This window comes from Arthrobacter sp. cf158, assembly GCF_900106835.1.
In the GTDB taxonomy this organism is placed as follows: domain Bacteria; phylum Actinomycetota; class Actinomycetes; order Actinomycetales; family Micrococcaceae; genus Arthrobacter.
Genome location: NZ_FNNR01000012.1, coordinates 78291 through 89823, shown reverse-complemented (window position 1 = coordinate 89823; position 11533 = coordinate 78291). Strand labels below are relative to the sequence as shown.

Sequence of the window (11533 nt, the reverse complement as noted above, 5' to 3'; positions counted from 1 at the left end):
CGTTTAGAACGGGTCCGTCGGGTAGCCCCGGCGGACCCGTTCCGTCCCCGTTTCTACTTTCCAGGAGGAAGTCATGGCTGATCCCGCACGCGCTGCCAAGCTGGCACAGCGGATTAAGGTCGTAGTCGCTGAGGCCCTCGGTCGTCGGGTCAAGGATCCGCGCGTCGAGTCCATCACGGTCACCGACGCCCGCGTCACCAACGACCTTCAGCACGCCACCATTTATTACACCGTCTTCGGTGACGAGGTAGCCCACGCTGATGCTGCACGGGCGTTGGAAAAGGCCAAGGGTGTGCTGCGGCAGGAAGTCGGCCGCAACATCACCGTCCGGCTCACCCCGACGCTGGAGTTCGTCGCCGACCAGATTCCGGTCAACGCCTCAAACCTTGAGGAGTTGCTCCGCGAAGCCAAGCGTCGTGACGCCGAGGTGGCTGCTCTGGCAGCCAGCGCCAAGCACGCAGGCGAGTCAGACCCGTACAAGGGCGACTCCGCCGAGGATATCGACGAAGACGACTTCGACGAAGAGGACATTGACCTCTCCGGCGAGGACGACGTCGACGAAGACGCCAACCGCTAAACCTCTCTGTGGGTTTTTGTACAGCTAATGCCCCTAAGGAAACTTCTTAGGGGCATTAGCTGTACTCAAACTCGCTATGATCGGGAGCATGTCGGCGCACAGTGCTCAGCAACGTGATGAATACCTGAACCTGGCCATTCAACTGGCCGTGCAGAACGTTTCCGACGGCGGCGGCCCTTTCGGCGCCGTCGTGGTCACCGCGGACGGAGCGGTCCATGAGGGCGTGAATCGGGTGACCCGGGACCACGACCCCACAGCGCATGCGGAAGTGGTGGCGATCCGTCGGGCTGCGTCGGCAACACAGAAGTTCGACCTCAGCGGTGCCGTGCTCTATGCAAGCTGCGAGCCGTGCCCGCTATGCCTTTCGGCAACCCTGTGGGCCAGAATCGGGCACGTCTACTTCGCTGCAGATCGGCACGGCGCGGCCAGGGCAGGCTTCGATGACGCAGTGTTCTACGAATACTTCGCAGGGACCCGGCCTGAACTTCTCCCCGTGGAGCATGCTGAGTTGGCCGCTTCCGAGGACCCGTTCGAGGCGTGGAAGAACCATGTCCGCCGGACGGCTTACTAGAGCTACCGGGAACCTAAGCCTTGGCTGGGAGGCGGCTGACGCCGTCGAGCAGGTCTTGTTGGCTGCCACAGAGGGCGATCCTGATCCAGCCCTCACCAATCGAACCGAAGGCCGTGCCAGGGGCAAACGACACGCCCGACTCTGCCAGGAACTTACGCACCCAAGTCCGCACGTCCCCGCCACTCACGTGCGAAACGTCGGCCCATAGATAGAACGCTCCTTGCGCGCCGAGGAACGGAATCCCCTTGGCTTCGAGCACGGATGACGCCACGTCCCGGTTGCCGCGATAGTGCTCCCGCGCACTGGAAACGTAGTCCTGGGGACCGGTCAGCGCCGCCAACGCTGCGTACTGTGACGGTGAGGCCACGCAGGAAACGATCGCCTCCATGACGTTGTTCATCTTCTGCTCCATGCCGGGAGGACAGATCAGTGCCCCGATCCGAAGGCCCGTGAGTCCGTAGGTCTTGGACAGCGTGAGGGAAGTGAACACACGGGCCTCACCGGGGACCTCGCTGTCGAAGCGGGCCGGACTGACGTGCGGGACATCGAACGTGAAAGCCTCGTAGCACTCGTCTGAAATGATCCAGAGGTCGTGGCGGACGGCCAGTTCCACCAGTTGGCGCGTGGATTCCCCGCTCAGGACTGCACCCAAGGGATTGGAGGGCGAGTTCAGCATCAGGACCTTGGTTCGCGGCGTGATGAGTGCTTCGATGTCTTCGATGTGCGGCTGGAAATCGTTCCCGGGGTAGAGAGGATACTGCACCGGGACAGCATGCAGGAGCCTGCTGGTCATGGCAAACGTGGGGTATCCGGGGTTGGGGATGAGGATCTCGTCACCGGGGGAGAGGAGGAGGCTCATGGCAAAGTGCAGGCCTTGTTGGGCGCCGTCCACCACGTACACCCGCTCAGCGCCGATCTGCACTTGTTGCTGTTCCCGGAAGCGGGCGGCGAACGCTTCCCGAAGGGCGGGAATCCCGGCGTTCGGTGTGTAGTTGGTCTCATCCCTGTCCAGGCAGGCAATTCCGGCGTCGAGGATATGGCGCGGCAGGGCAAACCCTGGCTCGCCGATGCTGAGGACGATCGCACCGGGGGTCGCCCAGGCGGCCTCGGTGATTTCACGGATCTGGTTCACAGGGACGTCGCGGACGTGCGCGGCAAGCTCAGGCATGGGAGCCATCCTAGCCACCCATATACTGGTAAGCGTGCTTTCTGGACTGGTAATCGTTGACAAACCGCAGGGATGGACCAGCCACGATGTGGTTGGCCGGATGCGGAGGCTGGCTGGTACCCGGAAAGTGGGGCACGCAGGGACGCTGGATCCTATGGCTACCGGCGTTCTGGTGCTCGGCATCAACAAGGCAACACGCCTGCTGACCTACATTGTTGGCACGTCAAAGACCTATACCGCCACCATCAGGCTCGGCGAAACCACCATCACCGATGACGCCGAAGGCGACGTCACGGAGGCCCGCAGCGCCGCGGATGTCACCGACGACGCCATCGCCGCCGGTGTTGCCGCGCTGACCGGCCCCATCCAGCAGGTGCCCAGCAGTGTCAGCGCCATCAAGGTCAACGGCGAACGCTCCTATGCCCGTGTCCGCTCAGGAGAAGAGGTCAAGCTCGCTGCCCGCCCGGTGACCATCCACCGCTTCGATATCCACGGCATCAAAAGGATCGACGCCGGACGGGTGGTTGACGTTGATGTCACCGTGGAATGTTCTTCCGGAACGTACATCAGGGCTCTGGCACGCGACCTCGGCAAGGATTTGGGCGTCGGAGGTCATCTGACGGCACTCCGCAGGACCAAGGTGGGCCCCTACTCCTTGGACCAGGCCCGCACCCTGGAAGAGTTGGCGGAGGAGCTTGAAGTCCTGGAAATGTCCCTCGCCGCCCGTGCTCTCATGCCCAACCGGGAACTGAGCGAGGAAGAAACCACGGAAATCTCCTTCGGCCGCAGAATCGCTGCCGGCCCGGGCACAGGGACCCCGGAGGCCGCGACGGCCGAGAATCCCGCAGCGGCCTTCGCGCCGTCGGGAGAGTTGGTAGCTCTGCTGGCTGACTCCGGGAGCTTTGCGAAGCCGGTGCTGGTCTTTGCGCCTGGAACCGGGACAGGTCAGGCGAAGTAGGCATGGACGGATACTTCTACGCCATCCTGATTGTTGGATTGGTGTCCACCATCATGTGCGTTGTGGCTGGAATCATGAAGAAGGCCCCCAACGATCCCACCATCTTCTCCGTGCTCGCCGTTGAGCTGGTGCTGGTGGTGTACTTGGTGGGTTCGATTGTGCGCGTAGCCTTGGGCGAACAGATTGCCGGTGAAGCGTGGGAATTCTGGGGCTATTTGATCACGGCGCTGATGATCCCGTTGGGGGCAGTCTATTGGGCCATTCTTGAACGAACCCGCTGGAGCAATTTCGTCCTCGCGGCCGTGGGTGTCACGGTGCTTGTGATGGGTGCCCGCATGAACCAGATCTGGTACTGACATGAAGGAAGAACACAACGTGACTGGAACCGAGACAAACTCTGCGAGCCAGCGGCAGCAGCAGAAGGACACCCGGAACACGGGTCCGGGACGCCTTCTCATCGCCGTGTACGCCGTCTTCGCGTTGTCGGCGACCGCTCGCGCCGGCTACCAGATCGCCACCAAGTTCGCCGAAGCCCCGCTGGCGCACATCCTGTCCGCGTTCGCCGCCGTCGTCTACATCGTGGCCACCATTTCCCTGGCAAAGCCGGGCCGCACCTGGTTCAAGGTCTCCGTAGCCGCAGTGCTCACGGAGCTTGTAGGTGTGCTGGTGGTGGGAGCGATCAGCCTCTTTGATCCTGTGGCGTTCCCGCACGACACCGTGTGGTCCTTGTTCGGGCGGGGTTATGGCTTCGTGCCGCTGGTCCTCCCGATTCTGGGACTCCTGTGGCTCAACAAGCGCCGGCCGTCCTGAGCCCACTGCCCTTGCGGGTAACCTTAGAATGTTCCGGCGCCGGAAGGCTGCCGGGCGGAACGAATATCTGCAGTAAAAGGCGAGGTTGATGGTCCACATCTGGAACGATCCCACTGAAGTCCCCCAGGACTTCGGACCTGCTGTCGTTACCCTAGGGAACTTTGACGGCGTTCATCGCGGCCACCAGCATGTCCTCGAGCAACTGACCGATACCGCCAAGCGGCACAACATTCCGTCAGTCGCCGTGACCTTTGATCCGCATCCTGCCCAGGTTCACCGGCCGGAGTCCGCTCCAGAGCTGATCATGGGGCTGGAGGACAAACTCGATGCCCTGGCGGAGACCGGCGTCGATGCCGTGCTGGTCATGAAGTACACCCTTGACCTCGCGGCCATGACACCTGGTGAGTTTGTCCGCGGCGTTCTCCTTGAAGGACTCCACGCGGCACACGTGGTTGTAGGCCACGATCTCCGTTTTGGTGCCGGGAATGTTGGGGATGTAGTCACCATGCAGGAGTTGGGTGAAGAACTCGGCTTCGGTGTGCAGGTAGTCAACGAGTATGGGGCGGGAGGCTTCCCGGTTCACGACGACGGCGACACCGACCGCCGCTGTTCTTCCACCTGGGTGCGGGAAGCCTTGTCCGAAGGTGACGTGGTGACTGCGGCTGCCGTGCTTGGCCGACCTCACCGCATGCGGGGCGAAGTGGTCCATGGCGCTGCCCGCGGACGCGATCTTGGCTTCCCAACAGCAAATCTTTCCCATGACTCCACGGGGTATGTTCCCGCGGATGGCATCTACGCGGGATGGTTGATCGATCAGTCCGGTACCCGCTGGCCCGCAGCCATCTCTGTTGGTTCCAACCCCACTTTCGATGGCGTGAGCCGACAGGTGGAGGCGCATGTGATCGACCGCCCCGAGGAGAACGTAGAGGACTTCGATCTCTACGGCCAGACCGTCGCTGTCGAATTCACGCAACGGCTCCGTGGCATGGTGGCTTACCGGGGACCGGAGGCATTGGTCGAACAAATGTGCTTGGACGTAGCCCAAGCACACGAGCTCCTGGCCGGGCGCTAAGGGCGTTTTCGACAACACCGCTGACCTGCCGGTAAACTGATGAGTGGATCCGGCTGCAGTCCGTGGCGGCTGGACCTGTTTTTGTGTGCGGCAACGTACCAAGGGCAACCCGTCAGCGAGGCGCTGCACCGGGAGGCACGGCACAACTCTAGGAGTTCACGTGGCACTTGACGCCGCTGTAAAGCAGTCCATCATCAAGGAATACGCAACCTCTGAAGGCGACACCGGTTCGCCCGAGGTCCAGGTTGCAGTCCTGACCCAGCGGATCAAGGATCTGACTGAGCACATGAAGGAGCACAGGCACGACTTCCACACCCAGCGCGGTTTGCTGGCCATGGTTGGTCGTCGCAAGCGCATGCTTTCCTACCTGAAGAACACTGACATTGCCCGCTACCGTGCGCTCATCGAGCGTCTCGGCCTGCGCCGCTAGTCTGCCTTTAGGGGCGGCCCGCTCCTAACCGGAACGGGCCGCCTTCTTCACCAACAACTAAAAACAGGAATCAACCGCATCGCGCATTCGCGGTCCTCGGTAGTGATTCCCGGGAAGGTCATCTGTGGTGATGACGCCCGTGGATCTCGATCGATGACCGGGTGTCGTACAGGCCAGGAAAAAAGAAGAGGCCTGGGTTGATGCGGTGGACTTCCGCTAACAGAAACGGAGGTGACTCTCTATGGAGGGTCCCGAAATCCAGTTCTCCGAAGCCATCATCGACAACGGCCGTTTTGGCAAGCGTGTCATTCGCTTCGAAACCGGTCGCCTCGCCAAGCAGGCAGCCGGCGCCTCGATGGTCTACATCGACGAAGACACCGCGCTGCTCTCAGCAACCACCGCAGGCAAGCAGCCGCGCGAAGGTTTCGACTTCTTCCCGCTGACGGTTGATGTCGAAGAGCGTATGTACGCTGCCGGACGTATCCCGGGCTCGTTCTTCCGCCGCGAAGGCCGCCCGTCCACGGAAGCCATCCTGGCTTGCCGCCTCATGGACCGTCCGCTGCGTCCTGCATTCGTCAAGGGCCTGCGCAACGAAGTCCAGATCGTCGTCACCGTTCTGGCGATCAACCCGGATGAGCTCTACGACGTCGTCGCCATCAACGCGTCCTCGATGTCCACCCAGCTCTCCGGCCTCCCGTTCTCCGGCCCGATCGGTGGCGTTCGCGTCGCCCTCATCGCCGATGAGCAGGGTTCGCAGTGGGTTGCCTTCCCCAAGCACTCCCAGCTGGAGAACGCCGTGTTCAACATGGTTGTTGCCGGCCGCATTGCTGGTGACGATGTCGCCATCATGATGGTTGAAGCCGAAGCCACGGACAACTCCTGGAACCTCATCAAGGAACAGGGCGCAACCGCTCCTACCGAAGAGGTTGTTTCCGAGGGCCTCGAGGCTGCCAAGCCGTTCATCAAGGCTCTGTGCGAAGCTCAGGCAGACCTGGCAGCACGCGCGGCCAAGCCGACTGTCGAATTCCCGGTCTTCCTCGATTACCAGGATGACGTCTACGCCGCTGTTGAAGCCGCTGCCGCTGACAAGCTGGCCGCTGTCTTCCAGATCGCTGACAAGCAGGACCGCGACAACGCCTCAGACGAGCTCAAGGACGAGGTTCTTGGTGCACTTGCCGGCCAGTTCGAAGGCCGCGAAAAGGAACTGTCCGCAGCTTTCCGCTCGGTCACCAAGCACGTTGTCCGCCAGCGCATCCTCAAGGACCAGGTCCGCATCGACGGCCGTGGCCTGACCGATATCCGCCAGCTGACCGCCGAGGTAGAGGTTCTGCCCCGCGTTCACGGTTCCGCAATCTTCGAACGCGGCGAAACCCAGATCATGGGCGTCACCACGCTGAACATGCTCAAGATGGAACAGCAGATCGACTCGTTGTCGCCGGTAACGCGCAAGCGCTACATGCACAACTACAACTTCCCGCCGTACTCCACCGGTGAGACGGGCCGCGTCGGTTCCCCGAAGCGCCGCGAAATCGGCCACGGTGCTCTCGCAGAGCGCGCACTGGTTCCGGTTCTGCCCACCCGCGAAGAGTTCCCGTACGCCATCCGCCAGGTATCCGAAGCCCTCGGATCCAACGGTTCGACGTCCATGGGTTCGGTCTGTGCTTCGACGCTCTCCATGCTCAACGCTGGTGTGCCGCTGAAGGCCGCCGTTGCCGGTATCGCCATGGGCCTGGTTTCCGACCAGGTTGACGGTCAGACCCGCTACGCCGCCCTCACCGACATCCTCGGCGCCGAAGATGCTTTCGGCGACATGGACTTCAAGGTAGCCGGTACTTCCGAGTTCGTTACGGCCATCCAGCTGGACACCAAGCTGGACGGCATCCCCGCTTCGGTACTGGCAGCAGCCCTGAAGCAGGCCCGCGAAGCCCGCCTCCACATCCTCGAGGTCATCAACGCAGCGATCGACACCCCGGACGAGCTCTCCGAGTTCGCACCCCGCGTCATCGCCGTCAAGATCCCCGTTGACAAAATCGGCGAGGTCATCGGCCCCAAGGGCAAGATGATCAACCAGATCCAGGAAGACACTGGCGCGGACATCTCCATCGAAGATGACGGCACGGTCTACATCGGCGCCACCAACGGCCCGTCTGCTGATGCAGCACGTTCCGCGATCAACGCCATCGCCAACCCGCAGGTTCCGGAAATCGGTGAGCGCTACTTGGGTACGGTCGTCAAGACCACCACCTTCGGCGCCTTCGTTTCCTTGACCCCGGGCAAGGACGGCCTGCTGCACATCTCCGAGCTCCGCAAGCTGGCCAACGGCAAGCGTGTGGATAACGTTGATGACGTCGTCTCCGTGGGCCAGAAGGTCCAGGTCGAGATCACCAAGATCGATGACCGCGGAAAGCTCTCCCTCTCCCCGGTTGTTGCCGAGGAAGAAGGCGCAGCCTCCGAGGATGCTCCGGCCGAGGCCGCAGAAGCGTCCGCAGAGTAGTCTGTAAGCAGTACACCCGGCGGGGCCGGTGGGCTTGAAAAAGCTCCACCGGCCCTTCCGGCCTTAACCTGAAAGGCCTTAATGACTGTCGTACCCTTGCCGCTGGAGCAGACCCTTCCGGGTGGCGAATTGATCCATGGTGCCGAAGGCGGTTCCGTGGTGCGCCGCTCCGTCCTTCCGGGCGGCGTACGCGTCCTGACCGAGGCTATGCCTGGCCAGCGCTCGGCCACCATTGGTTTCTGGGTGGCAGTGGGTTCGCGCGATGAGGCGGACGGCCAGCATGGTTCCACACACTTCCTTGAGCATTTGCTGTTCAAGGGCACCAAGAAGCGCACGGCCCTGGAGATCGCGTCCGCCTTCGACGAAGTAGGCGGCGAATCCAATGCCGCGACGGCCAAGGAAAGCACGTGCTACTTCGCAAGGGTCCTGGACACGGACCTTCCCATGGCCATAGATGTCATTGCCGACATGATCACGGGTGCGGTCCTTGACCCCGCCGAGCTGGAGCAGGAACGCGACGTCATCCTTGAAGAAATCGCCATGGACAGCGATGACCCCACGGACGTAGCGCATGAGAAATTCGTCGAAGCCGTGCTGGGCAAGCACCCATTGGCCCGCCCCATTGGCGGAACTCCCGGTGCCATCAAGGCTGTAGCCAGGGACTCCGTATGGGAGCACTACCAGCGGTACTACCGTCCGGAAGAACTTGTCATCACCGCGGCGGGTGGCTTGGACCATGACGTCGTCTGCGAGCTGGTTCTTGATGCCCTGAAGTCTGCCGGCTGGCAGTTGGATGCTGATGCGGCCCCCGTCAAGCGCCGTGGGACCGAACGGGCGGTCATCACCGGGACTGCGGGCCTCCACGTTGTCAAACGCCCGGTGGAGCAGGCGAACATCATTATGGGTTGCCCCACGATTGTGGCCACCGACGACCGCCGCTTTGTGATGAGCGTTCTCAACGCCGTTCTCGGTGGAGGTATGTCCTCCAGGCTGTTTCAGGAGATCCGTGAGAAGCGGGGCCTGGTGTACTCCACGTACTCTTTCACCGCCGCCTACGCTGACGCCGGATACTTCGGCATGTATGCCGGATGCACCCCTTCCAAGGTCCGGCAGGTGCTTGACCTCCTTGGCGCGGAGCTGGAGAAGCTGGCCAAGGACGGCATCACGGAAGAAGAGCTCAGGAAGGCCGTGGGCCAACTCAGCGGGGGAATCGTCCTTGCCCTTGAGGACACGGGCTCGCGGATGTCACGGCTGGGCCGGGCAGAACTCGTATCCGGGGAATTCCAGGACATTGACCAGACTCTTGCCCGGATTCAGGCTGTCACGGTGGAGGAAGTGCAGGATTTGGCCCGCGAGCTCGCAGAGGCGCCCCGCACCATCACCGTCGTCGGACCGTTCGAGGAAACCGAGACTTTCGGCCTCTAGGTTCCCGTCCACAATCTCTGGACTCACGCACTGTGAACAGGGCAGCATGATCACACGGTGATGATGCTGCCCTGATGACTTTGGAGACGTGATGGATTTGCCCTCAAACGGCCAAGCTGCTGAGATGTTGCAAGACTTCATTGGCCATTGGCGGGGCATCACGGAAATTGCCGCGTCCCCGTGGGGAAACGCCAGGACAGCTGAAGCTGAGGTGGTCTTTTCCAAAGCGGCCGGCGGCTACGCCGTAGTTCAGAGCTATCGGCACCGGGAACCTGACGGCGCACATTTTGAGGGGCACGGTATGTTCACTGTTGATCGCGATCATGGTGACACGCTCTGGTATTACGTGGACAGCATGGGACGGCCGCCAGCCAGTCCCGTCCGCGGGTCATGGAGTGCGGGCACGTTGACCCTGGACCGGCGAACAGGCGACGGGGTAGCCAGGCATACGTTCCGCGTCGAAGATGGAGTACTGGTGCACACGGCCGACTTGCGGCTTGAAGGCACGTCTGACTTCAGTCCCTTGCTGAAAAGCGTCTTCCGGAAAGTCTGAACACGGACTGGTCCTAACCTCCGGCGAACGGGGGCAGGACATCGATGACGTCCTGCGGGCCAAGCGGGGCTTTGTGGTCGCGAACCGCCACCTCGTTACGGAGAAAACTGCTGCGGGCAACAATGCGGGCCAGAGACGGCGTGCCTTCGGGAGGCTGTGGACGTTCGACGGCGAGGGCAGCTTCCAGCAGCGCCTCCAGGCTGGTCCCTTCCGGCAAATGATGGACTTCTTCTTCGACTCCTGCCGCCGAGCGTGCGGCGGCGAAGTAACGGACAAGCAAGGGTTCAGCCTCCGATTGCGCTCATGCTGCGGTCCGGCTGGACGAAGTCCGCTGCGCCGAGACCGGTGTGGTCCATGCCGTGTGCCTTGGGCTTGATCCACATGGCATCCTGCCACCGCTGGGCAAGTTGGTCGTCCGTGGCCCCTTCGCGCAGCAGGCCCAAAAGATCGAATTCTTCGCGGGAAAACAGACAGCTCATGATCTTGCCCTCTGCGGTAATACGCGTTCTAAGGCAGTCGGAGCAGAAGGGCTCGGTCACCGAGGCGATGATGCCGACTGTACCGAGGACCGGACCGGTGGCAGCATCGGTTGCCGGGTCCCGGCGTCGTACTTCAAAGCGCTCCGCGGGGGCGCCGTCGCGATCACGGGAATCCGCGCCGAGGACGTAGTCGCGGGACAGAAGGCCGCGGATTTCTGCTGCCGTGATCATGTTGCGCCGGGTCCACCCATGATCGGCGTCCAAGGGCATCTGTTCGATGAAGCGCAGTTCGTAGCCGCGGCCCAACGCCCACGCCAGAAGGTCCGGTGATTCGGCATCGTTGATGCCACGCATCAGCACGGCGTTCAGTTTCACCGGTCCCAGTCCGGCTGCCCAAGCGGCATCAACTCCCGCCAGCACGCGATCCAGGAACGGGCGGCGTGTGAGCTTGGTGAACGTCTCCTCGTGCAGCGAGTCCAGTGAGACGTTGATCCGGGTCAAGCCTGCGGCCTTCAGTGCGGCCGCCTTCTTGTCCAACCCCACGCCGTTGGTGGTCATGGAGATGGGGAGCTCCGGGTGGTTGCTTCGAATGCCGGAAATGATATCCACGAGGTCAGCGCGGACCAATGGCTCGCCACCGGTGAGGCGAAGTTCCCGCACACCCAGGGATGTCACGCCAAGGCGCACAATGCGGATGATTTCATCCTTGGTCATCACGGCCTGCTTGGATAACCATTCCAGTCCCTCGGCCGGCATGCAGTAGGTGCAGCGCAGGTTGCATTTGTCCGTCAAGGAGAGCCGCATGTCCGTGGCCCGCCGGCCGTAACGGTCCCACAGTCCTGCGGGCGTGTCCGCAGGACGCGGGGGCGGTACCCCGACGCCACCTACAGTGCTGCCCGAAGGGGGCACCGGCATGCCAAGCTGAACACTCATAAAATCAGGCTACGCCACAGTGTCCGGATCAGTGACACCAGTTACAGTCATACACTTCTTACG

13 protein-coding genes are annotated in these 11533 nt (G+C 62.3%); 10 read left to right on the top strand and 3 right to left on the bottom strand.

Going from position 1 to position 11533, the window contains the following annotated elements; translation table 11 throughout:
- The first annotated feature begins 73 nt into the window (after window positions 1-73).
- Window positions 74-577, top strand: a complete 504-nt coding sequence (gene rbfA, locus BLW08_RS20785; protein WP_090822434.1) for a 30S ribosome-binding factor RbfA — start codon at window positions 74-76, stop codon at window positions 575-577.
- A gap of 88 nt (window positions 578-665) precedes the next feature.
- Complete coding sequence (locus BLW08_RS20780; RefSeq protein ID WP_254779992.1) at window positions 666-1148, top strand: nucleoside deaminase; 483 nt, start codon at window positions 666-668, stop codon at window positions 1146-1148.
- Between the two features lie 13 nt (window positions 1149-1161).
- Here the strand turns inward: BLW08_RS20780 and BLW08_RS20775 are convergent, their stop codons facing one another.
- Window positions 1162-2316: a pyridoxal phosphate-dependent aminotransferase gene (locus BLW08_RS20775; RefSeq protein WP_175538786.1), complete on the bottom strand. Its 1155-nt coding sequence runs from the start codon at window positions 2314-2316 to the stop codon at window positions 1162-1164.
- A 34-nt stretch (window positions 2317-2350) separates the two neighbouring features.
- Here BLW08_RS20775 and truB point away from each other — a divergent pair, with 34 nt between their 5' ends.
- The 8 genes from truB to BLW08_RS20735 all read left to right on the top strand — a co-directional run bounded on the left by truB (window position 2351) and on the right by BLW08_RS20735 (window position 10058).
- Complete coding sequence (truB, locus tag BLW08_RS20770) at window positions 2351-3274, top strand: tRNA pseudouridine(55) synthase TruB (protein WP_217639258.1); 924 nt, start codon at window positions 2351-2353, stop codon at window positions 3272-3274.
- Window positions 3275-3276: 2 nt separating this feature from the next.
- Complete coding sequence (locus BLW08_RS20765; protein ID WP_091327773.1) at window positions 3277-3630, top strand: hypothetical protein; 354 nt, start codon at window positions 3277-3279, stop codon at window positions 3628-3630.
- A 1-nt stretch (window position 3631) separates the two neighbouring features.
- Window positions 3632-4084 (top strand): hypothetical protein, encoded by a 453-nt coding sequence (locus tag BLW08_RS20760; RefSeq protein WP_091327770.1) that lies wholly within the window; start codon window positions 3632-3634, stop codon window positions 4082-4084.
- Between the two features lie 88 nt (window positions 4085-4172).
- The gene (locus tag BLW08_RS20755) at window positions 4173-5156 is read left to right on the top strand and encodes a bifunctional riboflavin kinase/FAD synthetase (RefSeq protein WP_090822444.1); all 984 of its coding nucleotides are present in this window, start codon (window positions 4173-4175) and stop codon (window positions 5154-5156) included.
- Between the two features lie 160 nt (window positions 5157-5316).
- Window positions 5317-5586, top strand: coding sequence for a 30S ribosomal protein S15 (rpsO, locus tag BLW08_RS20750; RefSeq protein ID WP_091327768.1), 270 nt, complete (start codon window positions 5317-5319; stop codon window positions 5584-5586).
- 241 nt (window positions 5587-5827) lie between these two features.
- Complete coding sequence (locus BLW08_RS20745; protein ID WP_090822446.1) at window positions 5828-8080, top strand: polyribonucleotide nucleotidyltransferase; 2253 nt, start codon at window positions 5828-5830, stop codon at window positions 8078-8080.
- Between the two features lie 81 nt (window positions 8081-8161).
- Window positions 8162-9505: a M16 family metallopeptidase gene (locus BLW08_RS20740; protein WP_090822448.1), complete on the top strand. Its 1344-nt coding sequence runs from the start codon at window positions 8162-8164 to the stop codon at window positions 9503-9505.
- Window positions 9506-9596: 91 nt separating this feature from the next.
- Window positions 9597-10058 carry a DUF1579 family protein gene (locus BLW08_RS20735; RefSeq protein WP_091327765.1) on the top strand — a complete coding sequence of 154 codons (462 nt, stop codon included), beginning with the start codon at window positions 9597-9599 and terminating at the stop codon, window positions 10056-10058.
- A 13-nt stretch (window positions 10059-10071) separates the two neighbouring features.
- Here the strand turns inward: BLW08_RS20735 and BLW08_RS20730 are convergent, their stop codons facing one another.
- Both BLW08_RS20730 and moaA read right to left on the bottom strand, forming a co-directional pair.
- The gene (locus BLW08_RS20730; RefSeq protein ID WP_091327763.1) at window positions 10072-10338 is read right to left on the bottom strand and encodes a MoaD/ThiS family protein; all 267 of its coding nucleotides are present in this window, start codon (window positions 10336-10338) and stop codon (window positions 10072-10074) included.
- 4 nt (window positions 10339-10342) lie between these two features.
- A complete protein-coding gene (gene moaA, locus BLW08_RS20725; RefSeq protein ID WP_175538785.1) occupies window positions 10343-11470 on the bottom strand; it encodes a GTP 3',8-cyclase MoaA in 1128 nt (375 codons plus the stop codon).
- Window positions 11471-11533 lie beyond the last annotated feature (63 nt).